Below are 18,408 nucleotides of genomic sequence, written 5' to 3'. Positions count from 1 at the left end.
ATAAGGATAATGTCATGACTGTCAAAAAGGCACAATTGATGCCGACTTTTGCTTATGAAGGGGTTGACCGTAAGGGCGTAAAAATTAAGGGAGAACTTCCGGCTAAAAATATGGCTTTAGCCAAAGTCACCCTACGCAAACAAGGTGTAACTGTCCGTAATATTCGGGAAAAGCGTAAAAATATTCTTGAGGGTTTATTCAAGAAAAAAGTATCAACACTCGATATCACGATTTTTACTCGACAACTTGCAACCATGATGAAAGCAGGTGTACCACTGGTACAAGGCTTTGAAATTGTGGCTGAAGGTTTAGAAAACCCAGCTATGCGCGAGGTAGTACTTGGTATTAAAGGTGAAGTTGAAGGTGGTAGTACTTTTGCCTCAGCATTAAGAAAGTATCCTCAACACTTCGACAACTTGTTTTGTTCTCTCGTAGAGTCCGGCGAACAATCTGGTGCACTTGAAACCATGCTGGACCGTGTAGCAATTTACAAAGAAAAAAGTGAATTACTTAAGCAAAAAATCAAAAAGGCCATGAAATACCCTGCAACGGTTATTGTGGTCGCTGTAATCGTTACCATTATTTTGATGGTTAAAGTAGTTCCCGTTTTCCAAGACCTATTTTCTTCTTTTGGCGCAGATTTACCTGCATTCACGCAAATGGTCGTGAATATGTCGAAATGGATGCAGGAATACTGGTTCATTATGATTATTGTGATTGGGGCAATTATTGCCGCATTTCTAGAAGCTAAAAAACGTAGTAAAAAATTCCGTGATGGTTTAGACAAACTCACCCTGAAACTACCTATCTTTGGTGATTTGGTTTATAAGGCGATTATTGCCCGTTACAGCCGTACTTTAGCAACCACGTTTGCAGCAGGTGTTCCACTCATCGATGCGCTCGAATCAACTGCCGGTGCAACCAATAATGTCATCTATGAACAAGCTGTCATGAAAATTCGTGAAGATGTTGCAACAGGCCAACAACTTCAGTTTGCAATGCGTGTATCTAATCGTTTTCCATCTATGGCTATACAAATGGTCGCAATTGGTGAAGAATCTGGTGCTCTAGACAGCATGCTGGATAAAGTTGCCACGTACTATGAAAATGAAGTTGATAATGCCGTTGATGGCTTAACTTCAATGATGGAACCTTTAATTATGGCAATTTTAGGGGTACTTGTAGGCGGTCTGGTTATTGCTATGTATCTTCCAATTTTCCAAATGGGCTCAGTCGTATAATGCAAGAAATGATTGCTTATTTTATTCAAAACTTAACTGCACTTTATATTGTAGTTGCATTATTGAGCCTGTGTATTGGTAGCTTTCTGAATGTGGTGATTTATCGCACCCCAAAAATGATGGAACAAGATTGGCAGCAAGAATGTCAAATGCTACTAAATCCTGAACAACCCATTATTGACCATGAAAAGCTGACATTAAGTAAGCCTGCTTCCTCATGCCCTCAGTGTCATCAACCCATCCGCTGGTATCAGAATATCCCTGTCATCAGTTGGCTGGCTTTAAAAGGTAAATGTGGGCATTGTGAGCATGCAATTAGCATGCGCTACCCAGCCATCGAACTACTAACAATGACGTGTTCACTGGTTGTGGTCATGGTGTTTGGCCCAACCCTACAAATGCTTTTTGGACTAGTCCTGACTTGGGTCCTGATTGCTTTGACATTTATAGACTTTGATACTCAGCTACTACCCGACCGTTTTACCCTACCTTTGGCTGCGCTTGGTTTAGGCATTAATACCTTTAGCATCTACACCACACCCACTTCAGCCATTTGGGGTTACTTAATCGGTTTTTTATGCCTGTGGATTGTGTATTACTTGTTTAAAGTGATTACAGGTAAAGAAGGCATGGGGTATGGCGACTTTAAGTTGCTTGCTGCGTTAGGTGCATGGATGGGGCCATTGATGCTGCCATTAATTGTGTTATTGTCATCTTTACTGGGTGCAATTATAGGCATCATTTTACTAAAATTACGCAATGACAATCAGCCCTTTGCCTTTGGGCCGTATATTGCCATTGCAGGCTGGGTTGCCTTTTTATGGGGTGACCAGATTATGAAAATCTATTTGGGAGGTTAAGATGGCTTTTATTCTGGGAGTCACAGGTGGAATTGGCAGTGGAAAATCTGCTGCAACACAATGGTTTGAATCCCAAGGAATACAAGTCGTCGATGCCGACATTGTTGCTCGCGAAGTGGTTGAAAAAGGCCAACCTGCCCTTCAAAAAATCCAACAAACTTTTGGAGACTGGGTACTTCAATCCGATGGGAATCTAGACCGCCGCGCCCTACGCGAGTATATTTTTCAAAATCCACAAGCGCGCCAGTCACTTGAGCAAATTACGCATCCTGCAATTCGCCAATCAATTATTCAACAATTACAAAATCCGCGTAGCGCCTATGTGATTTTAGTTTCGCCATTGCTCTTTGAAACCAACCAGCATGAATTGGTAAATCACACATTATTAGTTGATGCGAGTGAACAAACTCAAATTCAGCGTGCAAGCCAACGCGATGGACAAAACCAAGAACAAATCCAAAAAATTATTGCAGCGCAAATGCCACGTGAGCGAAAACGAGAACTTGCAAATGACGTTGTGTTTAATGACGGATTACTCGAACATTTACACCAACAATTAGAGCCTTTACATCAAAGCTATTTGAAACGTGCAAACTAATCTGGTTTATTTTGCTGTTTAATTTTTTGTGCCAAGCTATCTGGTCGAAACCAACGCCAAGGTTGTAAGGCACCGACTCCCATTCCGACTAAGCCCACAACAATCGATGGGCTTAATGACTCGCCAAGTAAAGGCACTGCTAAAATAGCAGCGATAAATGGCGCCAAAGTCACAATACTTCCTGTTTTAAAAGCACCTAAACGCTGAATCGCTGCAACATAAGTCAAAGTTGCAATAATAACGACAAACACACCATGAAAAATGCCTTGTATGGCTAAATGAACAGGACTGACTTCCATGAAATACTTAGGTAAGAATAAAACATAGATGGGCAAATAAATAATCGCAGACCAAATCGCAACACTTGCCATTGAGTGCCATGCAGACAGTTTCCACTGTTTAAGTAACACAGTGAAAATGCCCCACCAAATCGCACTAATAAAAAGGAGTAGATCACCTATTCCAAAAGCAGAGGCATTACCTTGCAGCATTAAAGCGCTCATAAGGGCCAAAGCGCCGATCATGATTGCAAGACTAATCCATGTATGTTTATCAAATGGCTGCCGAAATAAAATGTATGCTGCAAATGCAGTACAAATTGGGATACAGCCATTTAAGAAAATTGCAGCATGCGCAGCGGGAGCATAGAGAAAAGCAGTGTAGACGGTGAGACAATAAATAACCCCACCAATCAAAGCCAAAATAACCGCATGCTTACTCCACAAAAAAGCGAGATCTTTTTTATAGATCAGAATAGGCATTAAAATTAGAAAGGCTATAGCGAAGCGCAATGCGGCAATATCCCAAGCACTGATGTGCCACTGTGCATTTAAACGGGCAAAAAGCGTAAACCCGCCCCAAATGCACATGGTCACCAATACAAAGAAATAACCTTGCTTACGGGGAGACATATCAAGATGACTTAAAAACTAGAAAGGCAGCTAAATTATACCTCAGAACGCTGGCGGCAAGCTTCGTAAAGCGCCATCCCAGTCGCCACACTAACATTTAGACTCTGTAGATTTCCTGACATAGGAATATAAACTTTATGATCGCACTGTGCCTGTGTAATAGGACGCAGACCGGTATCTTCAGCTCCCATCACAATTACAACTGGGCCAGAAAAATCGCATTTTTGAAGTGGTAATGCGCTTTCATCAAGCATGGTACCAATCACGCGGACATGTGTTGTTTCTTTAAGATGAGCCAATGTACGCGCTAAATTTGTGACCTGAATAAATTTAACTTTCTCGGCTCCACCCGCTGCAACTTTACGAGCAGTTGGCGTTAAACTTGCCGCACGATCACGAGGCACGATGACTGCTTGTACCCCCATTGCAGCGGCAGTACGGATACAAGCCCCTAAGTTATGTGGGTCTGTGACCTGATCCAATGCCAATAATAAAGCATCTGGAGTTTCACTTAAGATTTGATCAAGATCTTGCTCATTTAACACAGGATGCGGACGCACTGCTGCAACTACACCTTGATGAAATGGTAGACCTGCAAGTTTTTCAAGACTATCGCGGCTTGCTTTTTGTACACTAATTCCAAAAGGCTCGGCCAATTGCAAAATCTTTTGCAAACGGTGATCATCCCGTCCTTTTAAAGTAAACAGGGTTAGCACACGCTCTGGCTCAAGCTCTAACAATGACTCCACTGAATGAACGCCATAATAATATTCCTGTTTTGCCATGCATGACCTCTAACAATGTTTAAGCAAAAAAATAAAAATCCTGCAAAGCAAACTTCGCAGGATTTCTTTGGGCATAGTGTACCCGATTTGAACAGGAATTTCTTAGCCTTCTAAATGGCACACGTAATCGAGCACTTCATCCGTTTCGATTTTGAAAACACTATTCCCAGGTACATAAAATGATTGGCCTGCACGAAACAACTCACTTTCATTACCGTCCGCAATTTTTACACGACATTCACCTGAAATAATTTCCATACGCTCAGGAACGTGCGTTTCAAAAGTTAAAGGTTGTTCTGTCGGCAAAATAACACCTAGTGTTTTTTTCGTTCCATCTTCAAATTGCACGGTATGGCTGATACATGCTCCACCAAAATAAACGTTTGATTTTTTGATGACCGTTACATGATCAAATTGGTTTGTACTCATGCACATTCTCCAGATAATGCCGCATTTATATAAATTATGTTGAATGTAGTTTAATTGTGCCTAAATAACTAATCAATCAGTTTTCATACGGATAGACTTGTAATTTCCACCGCTCGGCCTGATTTTTTTTGGCAAAAGCATGAGGTAAGTTAATCTCAATATTTCGACTATTCGACACAATTACATCATATCTGCAAACTTCGACCTGATTTTCATCTAGGTGTACCCAATACACTCGTTGTGCTGTTAGATGAGTAACTACTCTAGCAACTATTGGTAAACCGTCATTCATTCCTACATGAAAATTTTCAGTATCATTTTGCATTAACCCCAAATCGTAAGCTGGAAAATCGATAGCATCTGAATTAAATTATTGGCTATCATGTATAAGCACACTCTGTTTTAAAGTCGGCCAAATACAATAACGTAAATAATGCTGATCAATTACCCAATTATCCAGCTATCGTTCGGTGGCAACATAATCTCTGATATGTGCTTCAATATTATGAAAAATCCCTGTATTTTCGCCCCACATTCAAGCCAGAATTAGCTCAATATAAGAATAATTATCTTGCATTAAGTGAAACCATTTATCACTTGTGAAGCATTCCTCTACAGCCGCCTTTTCACGATACGACACACTCAAGTCAGCATCACGTATAAGAAAATGCTTAACGGTTGAATCATCCCTAGAGGTGATTTCGGTAAGCTTAATGTTTTTTTCATTGTAAATATCTGCAATCTTACTGTTCTATAATTTCAGTTAGAATAATAGATCACTTGTAGCAAATTCAAAACTTCTCTATCTTTAACCCATAATTTGGCGCGTTGGATGCGTTTTTATGCTCACACATTTAACTTTAATTAATTTTGCATTAGCTGATCATTTAGCTATTGATATAGAACAGGGATTTAATGTTCTAACAGGCGAAACAGGTGCCGGAAAATCATTATTACTGGATGCACTTTCTGCCTGTCTAGGAGAGCGTACCGATACGAATTATGTCCGTTATGGTTCGGACAAAGCAGATATCACCGCCGTTTTTACCTATCAAAAGAATAGCCCCGAAGCAAAATGGCTACAAGAACACGAGCTAGATGATGATTCTGGGGAAATTCATTTACGTCGTGTTATTTTTGCAACTGGTCGTAGTAAAGCATGGGTCAATGGCCGTCCGAGCAGTTTATCTGAACTCAAAGAATTGGGCCGTTTGCTTGTTCAATTGTATAGCCAGCACAGTCAGCAGCAACTTCTTGAACCACCTTATCCAAAGCATTGGTTAGATCGTTATAACAATTTTTATGTTGAAGCGAATGATGTACGTGAAGCCTATAGCATGTGGCAGCGCACAATTCGTTTGCATCAAGCAGCCTTAGATGCTCAGGCAACACGTCTGCAACGCATTGGCACTTTAGAGCATCAAATTGAAGAACTCGAAGAGGTCATTCAAACCGACTATAAAGAAATTGAGCAAGAGTTCGATCGCCTCAGTCATCATGAACATATCATGCAAGACTGTAGCTATAGCTTAAATGTTTTAGATGAAGCAGAGCAGAATATTACTCAAGAAATATCTTCGGTTATTCGCAGATTAGAGTCTCATGCGGGGCGTAGCGAACACCTTTCTGAGATTTATAATTCTTTACTGAATGCTCAAAGTGAAATGGACGATGCAACGGCAAACTTGCGTCAATTCATTGATCGTCAGAGCTTTGACCCTGAACGAATGGAAGAACTCAATTCTAAACTTGAAGTTTTTCATCGTCTGGCACGTAAATATCGGACTCAACCTGAAACACTTAAAGAAGAATATGAAGCTTGGCAACGTGAGCTTGAACAATTGCATCAACTTGAAGACCCAGAAACTCTGGCGGAGCAAGTTGAAAAATCGCATGAAGAATTTTTAGAGAAAGCCCAACATTTAGACAATATTCGTCGCGAAGCTGCCGCGCCACTTGCCAAACAATTGACTGAACAAGTGAAACCTTTAGCGCTACCAGAGGCACACTTCGAGTTTAAGTTCGAACCATTAGAACAACCAGGTGCAGAGGGTTTAAGCTTTATCCAACTTTTATTTACTGCCAATAAAGGTATCCCTCCGCAACCATTGGCACGAGTAGCTTCGGGTGGTGAGCTTTCACGTATTGCACTCGTTATGCAAGTCATGAATGCTGAAAAAACTGAATCCGAAGTTTTAGTGTTTGATGAAATTGATGTCGGGATTAGTGGTGGCACCGCAGAAGTTGTGGGACGTTTACTTGCCGACTTAGCCCAACATGTTCAACTCTTGTGTATTACTCACCAAGCACAAGTTGCTGCACAATCTGATCAGCATTTATTAGTGAAAAAACAACAGACTGACCCAGCCAGCAGTACAATTGTGGAACTTGATGAAAATCAAATCATTTTTGAGTTGGCACGCATGTCAGGTGGTGTTGAAATTAATGAAACAACCTTGCAGCACGCCAGACAATTACGCCAACTTAAATTTCAGGCTTCTTCGAATTAATAAAGAAAATGAGAGAAAAAGATTGGCGAAATCCGATTAACTCTTGTATGTTGATAAAAAGAACCTATATAGATAAAAGGGTCGAGAGGCCCTCTAGTGACATTTTTTGAGGGAGAACCGCTTAGGTGACCAAACAATATCTGACTCACCGTTGTCTGATTGCCCCGCCAGAAATGGCAGATGACTTTTTTGCAAACACTGTAATTTATCTTGCCCGTCATGATGAAGAAGGTGCTCAAGGCATTATTATTAATCGTCCTTCCGGTATTCAAATTAAAGAATTACTCAATGATCTCGACATTGAAGCAGACAATGTAAATCCACATGCGGTTTTACAAGGTGGCCCTTTACGTCCTGAAGCTGGATTTGTTCTTCATACTGGACAACCAACATGGCATTCATCTATTGCTGTAGGTGAAAATGTTTGTATTACAACCAGTAAAGATATTCTCGATGCGATTGCCCATAACGAAGGTGTAGGCCGATACCAGATTGCATTAGGGTATGCGAGCTGGAGCAAAAATCAGTTAGAAGACGAAATTACACGTGGTGACTGGCTCATTTGTGACGCCGATATGGATCTGATTTTCAATCTGCCTTATGACGATCGTTGGGATGCAGCTTACAAAAAAATTGGTGTAGATCGCGCGTGGCTAGCATCTGAAATCGGACACGCTTAATGACCGAAACACAATCAAAATCGATTATGGCTTTTGACTTTGGCACTCAAAAAATGGGAATGGCGATTGGCCAGTCTTCAATTGAAAGTGCCAACCCTCTCCCTTTATTTGTCATGAAAGATGGTATCCCGAACTGGGATCAGCTCTTAAAAATTGTGAAAGAATGGCAACCCGATTTGTTTTTGGTTGGCCTGCCATTAAATATGGACGATAGCGAGTCAGAACTCTCTACACGTGCCCGCAAATTTGCGAGACGTTTACGCCATCAAACCAACATAGAAACGTTGATGGTAGATGAGCGCTTAACTACACGTGAAGCGAGAGAAGAACTTGGTTTTTACCAAGAACAAGGTCGAGCAAAGAAGCTCTCGGCAGATAGTTTTGCCGCTGCACTACTCATTCAGAGTTGGTATCGAAATCCAGTTGGATTAACACCATAAAACAAAAAAGCATGTAATTAAAACTACATGCTTTTTTTTAATCAAATCACTTCGAATTTATTTTTCAACGATATGTACAGTCGCAGTTCGTCCAGACACAAAAGCCAGCTGATTTTTTGGTGCTTCGTCTAATACAATTTTTACAGGCACACGCTGTGCTAAACGAACCCAGCTAAAGGTTGGATTTACATTGGCAAGAAGCTTAGAACTACTTGAACGCTCACGATCTTCAATACCCGATGCAATACCTTGTACATGGCCTTTAATTTTCTGACTATCACCCATTAACTGTACACTGGCCTGATCGCCAATATGAATGCGGTCTAATTTTGTTTCTTCAAAATATCCCACCACATAGAGCTGCTTACGGTCAAGTAATGCTGCAACAGCCTGCCCAACCTGAACATAGTTACCTGGACGCATATCAAAGTTAGATAAAGTACCATCAGCAGGAGCAATGACAGCGGCACGATGCATATTAAGCTCGGCCAAATGCAAATTACTTGTTGCAACCTCAATGAGAGCCTGTTGTTGCTTAACAGTTGCTTCAGCCTGCTGAATTGCTGCTTGGAGTTGCTCATGCTCTGCATGGGATTGATCACGTGTCGCAAACACTTGGTCTTGTTCTTGTTTAGAGATAGCGCCATCCATTAAGTTCGAGTAACGACCGGCATTTTTCTCAGCCAATTTGATATTACTGGCCGATTTAATCAAGTTCGCTTTGGCTTGTGCCAAACCAGCCTGCGCTTGAGCAAAGGCTGCATTTGCTTTTGCTAAATCCGATTTTGCCTGCTCTACATCCAAGGCACGGCGAGAAACATCAATTTTAAAGAGCACCTGACCTTTTTTCACAGTCTGGTTATCTTGAACCAATACTTCCGTGACAAGGCCAGCGACATCCGAAGATACTTGAATAACGTCACCACGCACTCGACCATCACGTGTCCACGGCGCTGCATTATAGTAGTTCCACAAATGCACAATGGTATAGACCGCCACCATTAATGCGACAATCAAAATTACTGGACGGATGACTTTTTTCAAATCCACCTGATTCATTTCACTCACCTAACTCAATCTTTAATTTCGCAATCATCTCTACGCACCGACCTCAACAAAAATTTGATGTATTACCAAGAGTAGTAAAAGGTAAAAACACAAATTGAAAATACTAGGTAATGCAATCCAACCTTGTGCAATCCACTTGTTGGTCAACCGACTTAACCCACGAAAACATATATATGCCAAGAGGGCTTGGATGAGCAAAGAAGGCACATAAATCCCATAAACATTAAACTCACCCATTTGCTGTGGCTCCTTTAAGGATGCTGTTTTCATTCATTTGGTCTGACGAAACATGACACATGCTATAAGCAATATTGTTCAGTGAAATGAGTAATCTTTGTCGCATCGTCATATCTTCAACATTTGAAGCAAGTTGTTTTAATTCAAATAACGCTTGGTGGATTCGTTCGACTAAAGCCGTCGTATCGTTTCCATCATTTTCTTTAGCTCTAAATAGCTCATCCAGATTTTGTTGCAGATTTCCGATGTGATGGGTCAATTCTGAATTTTGAGGGAACTGATTCGCCAGTTCTTGTAATCTACTTAAATCGACAATACTGCTCGACTCAATCAATGCCTGATGAATTGAGGTTTTAATCTCACTAGATTGCACGACTTTACTGTTAAGAATTCCGATTCGATCCAGCATGCTGCGTAAGTGAACTTTAAAATCAAGACCATAAGGCAAATAGATCGCCTGTCTCATTGCACGATAATGCAAAGCCAGAATACGACTTGCACTCGTGTCCGGAGACATTGCCCGAACCACGTCAATGACCACCAAAGACACTAAGACACCCAGAATCATGGCAAAAGAACCATCAAGATAAGACACAGCATCCATGCTATAAGCATTATGTAGATTTAGGCCCATCATGGTATTAATACCCAAAACCATACCCACTGGCATAAGCATCTGGTTGGCCATCATAGAAACCGCGAACAGGAACATCGGTAATAGAACCAGTCCAAGTTCCCAGAATGTGGTGACATGAGGGAAAATACCAAATGCATAAACGAAAACTAAAACTGCTGAAGCGATACTTCCCCAGATAAAAATACGTAAAACTGGAACTGGGTTATCTAAGGCCGTTAAAATACAGGCGGTTACTGCGCCCATTTGCGCCATCATAAATCCAGCTTTCCAGCCCGAAACAATCCAGACCCCAGTCACAATAAATGTAATAAGGACTGCACTAATACCGCCTCGTATCGCCACACCATGGTCACGGTGTAAACTTGGATATTTGGTGGTCATTGGCGTAATGTTGTCAGGGATTTCTTTATTGCCTTGCTGAATTCTTTGCCACAAGACTTTAACCGCTAAAACATTGCTAATGAAATGGCGTACATCCATTTTCATAGCTGCGACCAAAACTTGCTGATGTGTCGAAGCCGAGTCCATCAAACTTAAGAAATCACTTTCAAACTCATCTGGTAACTGCAAAATATTTTCATCAACAATCAGATCTTTTTGCTCTAAAAAATGTACAACATGCGCTGAAAGCTGTTGTAGTTTTTCTGAATGAGTTTCAATGAATCGAAGTTCTTGAAGTTGTTTTATACGCTCAGATAAAGCGACCAGATTAGCAACCACCATTGAGATTTGATGAAGCATTTCCTGCAATGGTTTGGTCATACCATGCAGCTCACCCTTTTCATAACTTAAATGTACTGCCAAAGCATGAATATCTGTGGTGTCTCGAGTAATGGTCGCTAAAAGTTGAGTATTGTTTTTTTGCGAATCAGCAGTTAATAAATTAGCAAACAGACTCTCTGTATCTTTAAGCGTTTTGATGACACGCTGCTTAATCGCAGAACCAATGTGCATTGGAAGAATGGTGGCAGAAACCACAGCACTTGAAATTACCCCAATCGAAATCTCTATGACTCGGGCTAAAGCAATATCAAAAATATTATATTGATCAATATAAGTAATCGAGTTGAAGACAATCATGGCTGTCGAATAACCCGCCAGCATAAAAGCATAACTGCGTGGAGTCCGATCGAGTAAAGACACATAAAGTGCAAAACCCACCCACAGCGATAGCACCACAGTAAATAACCACGGTGTATTAATCAGGTGAGGCGTTAAGGTTAAGGCAATCACTGCCCCACCAATCGTCCCAACCACACGGTAGACACACTTAGAGGAGACCATTCCTGAATATGGATTGGCAATAATCAAGACCGTACCAATCGACCACATCGGGTTAATCAGATCTAATTCAAATGAAACAAATAATGCCAGCATTCCGGCAATAAATGTTTTAATTGCAAAGATCAGATCAAGCCTACTCGGGCGAAACGCCAGTATTTGCTTTAATAACATGAACTCATCTCAAATACAGATTTGAACTGATGAGCATGCCCCTCAATGTTAAATTATCTTTCTAAAGACAACACAACTTTGCCATTTGTCGAATAAACAAATGATATGAGGAACATCCTTCAATACAATGATTTTTCCACATCCCGCATGAGTGGCCGAGATGATTTCAGATTGGGCGCTATTTAAACGGCCAAACTTCGGAAAGAAGAGATATCAAGAAAGTCAGCCAGAATAGACCAATTTCTCGATTAGATATTTTGTTTGGCAATTTTTTCAAAATAAAGCGATTTAGTCAACTAAAATATCTCTATTTGATAATTTGATGTATTTTTTAATAATCATATATGATGTATAAGCCAAGAGAAGTTTTCTCTTTGTCAGAGTAAAATAGTCAAATTAGACATTTATTTTAGAATTGAGACAAATCTTCTTTTTTTCTGTTATAAGAACTCAAATGTGACCCATTATTAAAGGATACAAACAAGACACTATGGCAATTTCAAGTTTTGGCAAAATTTTAACCGTACTGGACCTATTTTCAGTTTCGCGTCCAGTGATTAATGTCGATATTATTTGCGAAGAACTTGGCTTGTCCAAACCAACGAGTTACCGTTACCTAAAAGAATTGGTCTCTACTGATCTATTAAAACGTATTAATGGCACGTCTGGCGATTATACCTTAGGCTCAAAAATTGCAGTTCTTGACTATATATCAAGAACAACAGACCCTCTGGTTCAAATCAGCACGCCATTTATGCGAAATATTGTAGAACGTACCGAACTGTGCTGCTTGCTCACCTATTTAAATGATGACTATTGCATTGACATTCATCATGAAATATTCAAAGACACCGAATTACTGTCATATGGCCGAGGCTGCCCAAGACCTATTTACGTTGGGTCATCTCCAAAAACAATGGTTTCGCATTTAAGTAAACAACGAATGCAGGACTACTATCATCGTTATCAGCAAGAATTAAAACAATCTGGTTTTGCTGAAGATGAACCAAGCTTTATTCAACGTATGCGTAAAATTAAAAAACAAGGGTTCTATTTCTCACAAGGTGAGATTGATCCGAATGTTTCTGGCCTTGCTGTTCCAGTTCGTTTTTCGAATAAAGAAGTGCCTTTAGCTTTAACTTTAGTTGCTTCTAAAAATCGCTTTGATTTTTTAAATATTCAAAAGCTTATCGAAATTTTGCAAGAAAATGCAGGGCTTATTGAGCAACGTTTTATGGAACTATCTGAAAAAGGTGAAATCTAAAACTCCACCTTATGATAATTTAACCTTTTCTTACACTTTTATGCATTGAATATTTCATGATATTCTCATATTATGATTTTAGCTCCTATTGGTGATTCTTTTCATCAGCAGCTCATCAATAGAAGCATCCCCCTCAGAGGAATAAGCTCATGTTGCCATCATGGGCTTTTTTCTTACCCAATTTTTAATAAAACTCAGGAAAACTGAAACTGCCTGAAAGTAAGATTAATACGCGGCTGTAAAATCTTTGTTGAGCGATTTAAACGATGTTGCCAATATTGTTGCGTCTCGCCACGCATCACGATGAGTTGGCCTGGTTGTAGCCACAATTCAACTTTCTCTTTACTTTGAATGTGCCTAAAAGAAAATTTACGGGTAGCTCCAAAACTTAAAGATGCAATCGTTGTCGTTTTAGCTAAAGAAACATCCGAATCACTATGCCAAGCCATGCCTTGTGTTCCATCTTCATAAAGGTTTGCCAAACATGAGTTAAATTTTTCTGAAAGCCGCTGTTCTACCAATTGTTTTAGTTTGGCGAGTGCTTTGTCCCACGGCAAAGAATCACGTGCGACACCTGAATATTTATATTGATAGTAATCATCTCCATACCATGCAACTTTTCGAGCTGTAATAAAGTGCTTGCCATATAGCTTAGCCTCATCATGTTTCCAGGCGAGGTGCTGGTAAAGATAGTGAAAATATTGTTCAGCTTCTTCAGGGCTTAAAATACAACCATAGTCCTGAACTTCACCATCGTAGGGTAATAAATTCTCACAAGGCTCTGGAGAAAATAAATCCAAGGTCATACGGTCTCTCCATGTTGCTTTGACATCTCCCAAGCTAACAATGCCAATTTACGCCCCTTTTGCCAATGATATTCTCCGACCATTCCCGTTGCGCGGATCACTCGATGACAGGGAATCAAATATGCAATCGGGTTTTGTCCAATTGCTGTAGCAACGGCTCGAACAGCTTTAGGTTTGCCAATTTGCTCAGCAATATCTTGATAGGTTCGTAATTGACCTTCTGGAATGGTAAGTAGCGCTTCCCATACTTGCAGTTGAAATGGGGTTCCAGCCAAATTAAGCGGAAGTTTCTGCTGTAAGTGTTCTGAAAAATTTTGTTCGAACCACTGTGCAATTTGTTGATGCCATACTGGTGTGCGCTGTTGTAATTGTGCTTTTGGAAAATATTGTTTAATCACATGTTCAACATTTTCACTCGACTCTATAAAACGAATTGAACTTATTCCTTTGGTACTGCTTACAACCAACAACTCACCAAATGGACTTGTTTCAATCGAATAATTAAGTGTAACTCCTTCGCCTTGCTGCTTATATTCACCCGGAGTCATCCCTTCAAGCTGAATAAACAGATCATGTAAACGGCCAGTACCAGACAGACCCGTGTTTAAAGCGGTCTCCAATAAGCTCTGCTTTTGTAACAGATAATATTTAGCCTGTTGCAAACTCATATATTGGACAAATTTTTTCGGACTAATACCTACCCATTCCTGAAACTGACGTTGGATATAACCTGCACTTAAATCCATATGTCTCGCAACATCGTCCAGATTGGGTTGCTGATCCAGATGCTCATATAAATATTCAATTACAGTGGCAATTACAGCAAATTGCCGAGAAGAAAGCATTTGCATGTGACACCTCCTTAGCATTCATATCTTACATTAAAGTAGCTAAAGCCCTATGACGACCCGATTCTTGCACTTCCGAAAATAAAAAAGCCTTTCATTATAGAAAGGCTTAATCATTCAATCTAAAACTAAGGTTGCTTTAAATAAGGCCAAGCTGCTTTTAGGTAAATAAACATTGACCATAAAGTCAGAATGACGGCGGTATATAACAACGCATAAGCTAACATTTCTAAAGGTTGCCAATTGAATAAAAACACACTAATGGCAATCATCTGAAAAGCTGTTTTATATTTGCCTACTGTCGATACAGCCACACTGGTTCGTGCACCGAGTTCTGCCATCCACTCACGTAAAGCAGAAACTGTAATTTCTCGTGAAATAATGACAATTGCCGCAAAAGCCATTGATATGGTCGGATTCCATTGCACCAAAACAATCAGTGCTGCCGCCACCATAAGCTTATCTGCAACTGGATCTAAGAAACGGCCAAATGCTGAAGTCTGGTTTAAAGTTCGTGCCAAATAGCCATCAAACCAATCGGTAATAGCAGCAAACACAAAAATAGCAGTCAAGATAATATGACGACTCATACTTCCTGCTTGCTCACCAATACCCATTGCAGGGGGCCAATACACAATCACCAAAAATACAGGAATGAGCGCTATACGCGCCAAAGTTAGGATATTTGGGATATTCAGGATTCGCCCTGTGGTCATAAACACCGCCAATTTAGTCTTCATGCATCTTGTAACAGACAAAAATACATTCTTCAATATTGTATCTATCTGTAACAGCCACTTTATACGAAATATATGAATCGAGGAAGTAGACTGCTTAGGTAAATACCGTAACAGTTTGCCGTAAAATTGCAATTAAATGATCATTTTGGTCCCAAAGATGGGCATATTCTGTGGAATAACCTTCACCGGCATATTCAGTCACCACTTTATATTTAAACCAGTCACACAATTGATGTCGAAACGGATGGACGTAGGTAATGTGCCAAGTTAAAGAACTTGCCGGAGCAACTTGTTTAAACATCGGCAATACACCAGGTGGCCAAATATCCATCAAAACAATTAAATCTGGTAATGTCATTTGACGATTTTCATGCTTATCTGGAGAAAACCTTGACCATCCTCCAAAGTCAGGATACTGACTTCCTGTAACAGGATGATGACCTTCCGCCCAGCATACATCAAAATGTTGATAGCATTCTGGCATTTGTTTAGCAAAAGGAAGAGGTTGTAATTCTTCTGGTCGTGCATAAACTGGAACGATAGGTTCTTGCTGTACTTCAACACTCGAAGTTCGAGGTACGCCAAAGCTTGCAACCAAAATAGTTTGCACCGCACCATTTTGCCATAAACGGGTTTCAAGTGTAGTGACCGACTTTCCTTCCCTTAAAATTTCAATAGTCAATTGAGCAGCCCCCTGTTGTACAGGCCCCACAAAAGTAACACTACAACTTAATAATCTCTTATGGGGATCTTGAATATTGCTGCATGCTTTTTGCATCAGCAATCCTGCAACAAGACCGCCAAATACTGTCCGCCCTTGTAACCATCCAACGGGTATTTCAATCCATTCCTTTTGTTTTATTTCTTCAAATAATTGCAGCAAAGACATCCCTTTCCCTAAAACGAAAGTAGTATTAAGGATGATCTTTCATCATTTTGATTGGAATGTGAATGGTCAATCATCAAGTAATTGGCGAGTTATTTTGTCACTCGACCGTTAAACCTAGGCTTATTCATGCAGAATTTTATAAATCGTTCTGGCCATCATCTCACCAAAACCGGGTACAAGTGTAAGCTCTTTTTCCGATGCTTTTAACACGCCTTGAATCCCGCCAAAATGGGTTAATAAATCTCGACGGCGCTTTGGTCCCAACCCCGGAATCGCTTCTAAAACCGACGTACTACGGCGTTTATCACGTTTAGCGCGGTGCTTGGTAATGGCAAAGCGATGGGCTTCATCACGCACCTGTTGAATCAAGTGCAATGCCTTATGGTCTTCTGGTAATTGAATTTTTGTGCCATCTGTAAAATGTAGGGTCTCAAGTCCTGGTTTACGCCCTTCACCTTTAGATACCCCCACCATAAAAGCATCAAGCCCAAGCTCTTGCATGACATCCATGGCCATGTGAAGTTGACCTTTACCGCCATCAATCAACAATAGATCAGGCAATATGGCTTTTTTATAACGTCGTGTTAAGGCTTGGCGCATAGCAGCGTAATCATCGCCTGCGGTAATATCTTGAATGGCAAATTGACGATAGTCACGTTTACGAGCACCACCTTGGTCGAACACCACACACGACGCAATTGGAGCTTCACCCATGGTGTGACTAATATCAAAACATTCAATACGATCGACAGGTCTTCCCACCACTTGCTCTAATTGATGAAAACGTTCATTAAGCTCTAAATGGTTACTCAACTGCCCTTTAATCGCATGTTGAACATTCATTTCGGCTAACTCTAGCCACTCAGCACGAGTTTCTCGAACATTATTCTTAATCTGAACTTTTTTGCCAAACTGCTGTGCCAACCCTTCTTCTAACTCTTTACGGTCAGGCAATGCAGTATTCACAATAAGTTCATTTGGTACCTCATCGGCAACCTGAAAGTAGAAGTTAGCCATAAAGTCACTGAGCATTTGACCAAGATCATCACCTAGCATGTCAGGGAAATAGCTTTTTCCACCTAACATTCGCCCATTGCGTACATACATAATCTGCACACATGTGACACCAGCCTGATATGCAATTGCCAGAATATCCGCCTCACCCTTGACCTTAAAAACGGCCTGTTGGGCTTGAACTTCACGCAGTAAAGATAATCGGTCACGATAAAAAACAGCTTTTTCAAATTCGAGCTCAGCCGCCGCTTGCTCCATTTTGGCAATGAGTTCTTGATTAAGCTCCTTCGTATCACCTTGCAGAAAGCGAATACTATTATTAATGTCTTCTTTATAATCTTCTGGCGAAATCAGACCTACACAAGGTGCGGAACAACGTTTGATCTGATATTGCAAACACGGGCGCTTACGCTGTGCAAAGTAGCTATTTTCACACTGACGAACATTAAAAAGTTTTTGTAAAACCAGTAAAGTATCACGAGCGCTATAAGCACTTGGATAAGGTCCAAAGAACTTACCAATTTGATGCTTCCCTTTGCCACGGCCACTAGCAAGTCGAGGATATGGCTTATCCGCCGACACAAAAATATAGACATATGACTTATCGTCCCGCAGCATGATGTTATAAGGCGGGCGATGTTGTTTAATTAAATTTTGCTCAAGAAGTAGTGCTTCAGTTTCTGAACGAGTGACTAAAGTTTCAATATCATAAATTCTGGCAACTAAGGCCTGAGTTTTAGGATGTTCAATCGTTTTAACAAAATAACTCGATACCCGATTCTTTAGGTTTTTTGCTTTGCCGACATATAATAATTCGCCCTCTTTCCCTAGCATTTTATAAACGCCTGGAAGTTGGGTCATATGGGCTAAAATTTTTTCAATATGGGGACGAGCGTTTTGATTCACTATCGGCAGACATGGCTTAATACTGAATACCTAATGTGATGTTTTCAACCTGAGTTTTCAAGTGCTTTACTGTGCCACAAGCCAAATTTG

General features: G+C 40.4%; 18 protein-coding genes and 2 pseudogenes. 7 read left to right on the top strand and 13 right to left on the bottom strand.

Translation table 11 applies throughout. The features are described 5' to 3' along the window. The first annotated feature begins 14 nt into the window (after positions 1–14). Genes I5515_RS07915 through coaE form a run of 3 tightly spaced genes read left to right on the top strand, consistent with a single transcriptional unit; the run spans position 15 to position 2,699 of the window. Entirely contained in the window at positions 15–1,241 is a 1,227-nt protein-coding gene (locus tag I5515_RS07915) for a type II secretion system F family protein (RefSeq protein ID WP_199965576.1), read from the top strand. Then, on the top strand, positions 1,241–2,101 hold the full coding sequence (locus I5515_RS17590) for a prepilin peptidase (RefSeq protein ID WP_199965574.1): 861 nt from the start codon (positions 1,241–1,243) through the stop codon (positions 2,099–2,101). Before I5515_RS07915 ends, I5515_RS17590 begins: the two co-directional genes overlap by 1 nt. 1 nt (position 2,102) lies before the next feature. After that, a complete protein-coding gene (gene coaE, locus I5515_RS07905) occupies positions 2,103–2,699 on the top strand; it encodes a dephospho-CoA kinase (protein WP_199965572.1) in 597 nt (198 codons plus the stop codon). Here coaE and I5515_RS07900 read toward each other — a convergent pair. The 4 genes and pseudogenes from I5515_RS07900 to I5515_RS07885 all read right to left on the bottom strand — a co-directional run. Continuing rightward, entirely contained in the window at positions 2,696–3,610 is a 915-nt protein-coding gene (locus tag I5515_RS07900; RefSeq protein ID WP_199965570.1) for a DMT family transporter, read from the bottom strand. The two genes, coaE and I5515_RS07900, sit on opposite strands and share 4 nt — an antisense overlap. A gap of 35 nt (positions 3,611–3,645) precedes the next feature. Next, positions 3,646–4,395, bottom strand: a complete 750-nt coding sequence (rlmB, locus tag I5515_RS07895) for a 23S rRNA (guanosine(2251)-2'-O)-methyltransferase RlmB (protein ID WP_199965568.1) — start codon at positions 4,393–4,395, stop codon at positions 3,646–3,648. 102 nt (positions 4,396–4,497) lie between these two features. Continuing rightward, complete coding sequence (locus I5515_RS07890; RefSeq protein WP_199965566.1) at positions 4,498–4,824, bottom strand: pyrimidine/purine nucleoside phosphorylase; 327 nt, start codon at positions 4,822–4,824, stop codon at positions 4,498–4,500. 76 nt (positions 4,825–4,900) lie between these two features. Next, positions 4,901–5,512: pseudogene (locus tag I5515_RS07885) on the bottom strand (tetratricopeptide repeat protein); the annotation flags it as partial. Between the two features lie 154 nt (positions 5,513–5,666). Between I5515_RS07885 and recN the strand changes: the two are divergent. The 3 genes from recN (at position 5,667) to ruvX (ending at position 8,454) form a co-directional block, all read left to right on the top strand. Next, positions 5,667–7,334: a DNA repair protein RecN gene (recN, locus tag I5515_RS07880; RefSeq protein WP_199965564.1), complete on the top strand. Its 1,668-nt coding sequence runs from the start codon at positions 5,667–5,669 to the stop codon at positions 7,332–7,334. A 125-nt stretch (positions 7,335–7,459) separates the two neighbouring features. Continuing rightward, a complete protein-coding gene (locus I5515_RS07875) occupies positions 7,460–8,014 on the top strand; it encodes a YqgE/AlgH family protein (protein ID WP_003654562.1) in 555 nt (184 codons plus the stop codon). Next, positions 8,014–8,454, top strand: a complete 441-nt coding sequence (ruvX, locus tag I5515_RS07870) for a Holliday junction resolvase RuvX (RefSeq protein WP_002115066.1) — start codon at positions 8,014–8,016, stop codon at positions 8,452–8,454. Before I5515_RS07875 ends, ruvX begins: the two co-directional genes overlap by 1 nt. A 57-nt stretch (positions 8,455–8,511) precedes the next feature. On the opposite strand, the gene I5515_RS07865 is transcribed toward ruvX, so the two are convergent. The 4 genes and pseudogenes from I5515_RS07865 to I5515_RS07850 all read right to left on the bottom strand — a co-directional run bounded on the left by I5515_RS07865 (position 8,512) and on the right by I5515_RS07850 (position 11,974). Continuing rightward, positions 8,512–9,513, bottom strand: coding sequence for an HlyD family secretion protein (locus tag I5515_RS07865; RefSeq protein WP_199965563.1), 1,002 nt, complete (start codon positions 9,511–9,513; stop codon positions 8,512–8,514). Positions 9,514–9,552: 39 nt separating this feature from the next. Next, complete coding sequence (locus I5515_RS07860; protein ID WP_199965562.1) at positions 9,553–9,759, bottom strand: DUF1656 domain-containing protein; 207 nt, start codon at positions 9,757–9,759, stop codon at positions 9,553–9,555. After that, positions 9,752–11,851, bottom strand: coding sequence for an FUSC family protein (locus I5515_RS07855; RefSeq protein ID WP_199965561.1), 2,100 nt, complete (start codon positions 11,849–11,851; stop codon positions 9,752–9,754). Before I5515_RS07855 ends, I5515_RS07860 begins: the two co-directional genes overlap by 8 nt. Continuing rightward, positions 11,842–11,974, bottom strand: a pseudogene (locus tag I5515_RS07850) (hypothetical protein). Before I5515_RS07850 ends, I5515_RS07855 begins: the two are co-directional and overlap by 10 nt. A gap of 367 nt (positions 11,975–12,341) precedes the next feature. Here I5515_RS07850 and I5515_RS07845 point away from each other — a divergent pair. After that, positions 12,342–13,115, top strand: coding sequence for an IclR family transcriptional regulator (locus I5515_RS07845; protein ID WP_199965560.1), 774 nt, complete (start codon positions 12,342–12,344; stop codon positions 13,113–13,115). 194 nt (positions 13,116–13,309) lie between these two features. Here the strand turns inward: I5515_RS07845 and I5515_RS07840 are convergent, their stop codons facing one another. The 5 genes from I5515_RS07840 to uvrC form a co-directional block, all read right to left on the bottom strand. Continuing rightward, a complete protein-coding gene (locus I5515_RS07840) occupies positions 13,310–13,921 on the bottom strand; it encodes an alpha-ketoglutarate-dependent dioxygenase AlkB family protein (protein ID WP_199965559.1) in 612 nt (203 codons plus the stop codon). Further along, entirely contained in the window at positions 13,918–14,772 is an 855-nt protein-coding gene (locus tag I5515_RS07835; RefSeq protein WP_199965558.1) for a methylated-DNA--[protein]-cysteine S-methyltransferase, read from the bottom strand. The genes I5515_RS07840 and I5515_RS07835 overlap by 4 nt, the downstream gene beginning before the upstream one ends. Positions 14,773–14,897: 125 nt before the next feature. Continuing rightward, positions 14,898–15,485, bottom strand: coding sequence for a CDP-diacylglycerol--glycerol-3-phosphate 3-phosphatidyltransferase (gene pgsA, locus I5515_RS07830; protein ID WP_199965557.1), 588 nt, complete (start codon positions 15,483–15,485; stop codon positions 14,898–14,900). Positions 15,486–15,603: 118 nt separating this feature from the next. Continuing rightward, positions 15,604–16,398, bottom strand: a complete 795-nt coding sequence (locus I5515_RS07825) for a thioesterase family protein (RefSeq protein WP_199965556.1) — start codon at positions 16,396–16,398, stop codon at positions 15,604–15,606. 120 nt (positions 16,399–16,518) lie between these two features. Next, a complete protein-coding gene (uvrC, locus tag I5515_RS07820; RefSeq protein WP_199965555.1) occupies positions 16,519–18,318 on the bottom strand; it encodes an excinuclease ABC subunit UvrC in 1,800 nt (599 codons plus the stop codon). Positions 18,319–18,408: the final 90 nt, after the last annotated feature.

Origin of the sequence: Acinetobacter calcoaceticus (assembly GCF_016508255.1) — a bacterium.
Classification (GTDB): Bacteria; Pseudomonadota; Gammaproteobacteria; order Pseudomonadales; family Moraxellaceae; genus Acinetobacter; species Acinetobacter calcoaceticus_E.
This window is presented reverse-complemented; position numbering and strand designations above follow the sequence as displayed.

Excerpts from the sequence above, each read along its gene's own strand:
- I5515_RS07825 (WP_199965556.1), bottom strand. The coding sequence starts at position 16,398 with ATGTCTTTGCTGCAATTATTTGAAGAAATAAAACAAAAGGAATGGATT.
- coaE (WP_199965572.1), top strand. The coding sequence starts at position 2,103 with ATGGCTTTTATTCTGGGAGTCACAGGTGGAATTGGCAGTGGAAAATCT.
- I5515_RS07845 (WP_199965560.1), top strand. The coding sequence starts at position 12,342 with ATGGCAATTTCAAGTTTTGGCAAAATTTTAACCGTACTGGACCTATTT.
- I5515_RS07855 (WP_199965561.1), bottom strand. The coding sequence starts at position 11,851 with ATGTTATTAAAGCAAATACTGGCGTTTCGCCCGAGTAGGCTTGATCTG.
- I5515_RS07890 (WP_199965566.1), bottom strand. The coding sequence starts at position 4,824 with ATGAGTACAAACCAATTTGATCATGTAACGGTCATCAAAAAATCAAAC.
- pgsA (WP_199965557.1), bottom strand. The coding sequence starts at position 15,485 with ATGACCACAGGGCGAATCCTGAATATCCCAAATATCCTAACTTTGGCG.
- I5515_RS07865 (WP_199965563.1), bottom strand. The coding sequence starts at position 9,513 with ATGAATCAGGTGGATTTGAAAAAAGTCATCCGTCCAGTAATTTTGATT.
- I5515_RS17590 (WP_199965574.1), top strand. The coding sequence starts at position 1,241 with ATGCAAGAAATGATTGCTTATTTTATTCAAAACTTAACTGCACTTTAT.
- I5515_RS07915 (WP_199965576.1), top strand. The coding sequence starts at position 15 with ATGACTGTCAAAAAGGCACAATTGATGCCGACTTTTGCTTATGAAGGG.
- ruvX (WP_002115066.1), top strand. The coding sequence starts at position 8,014 with ATGACCGAAACACAATCAAAATCGATTATGGCTTTTGACTTTGGCACT.
- I5515_RS07900 (WP_199965570.1), bottom strand. The coding sequence starts at position 3,610 with ATGTCTCCCCGTAAGCAAGGTTATTTCTTTGTATTGGTGACCATGTGC.
- rlmB (WP_199965568.1), bottom strand. The coding sequence starts at position 4,395 with ATGGCAAAACAGGAATATTATTATGGCGTTCATTCAGTGGAGTCATTG.
- I5515_RS07840 (WP_199965559.1), bottom strand. The coding sequence starts at position 13,921 with ATGACCTTGGATTTATTTTCTCCAGAGCCTTGTGAGAATTTATTACCC.
- I5515_RS07860 (WP_199965562.1), bottom strand. The coding sequence starts at position 9,759 with ATGGGTGAGTTTAATGTTTATGGGATTTATGTGCCTTCTTTGCTCATC.
- I5515_RS07835 (WP_199965558.1), bottom strand. The coding sequence starts at position 14,772 with ATGCAAATGCTTTCTTCTCGGCAATTTGCTGTAATTGCCACTGTAATT.
- recN (WP_199965564.1), top strand. The coding sequence starts at position 5,667 with ATGCTCACACATTTAACTTTAATTAATTTTGCATTAGCTGATCATTTA.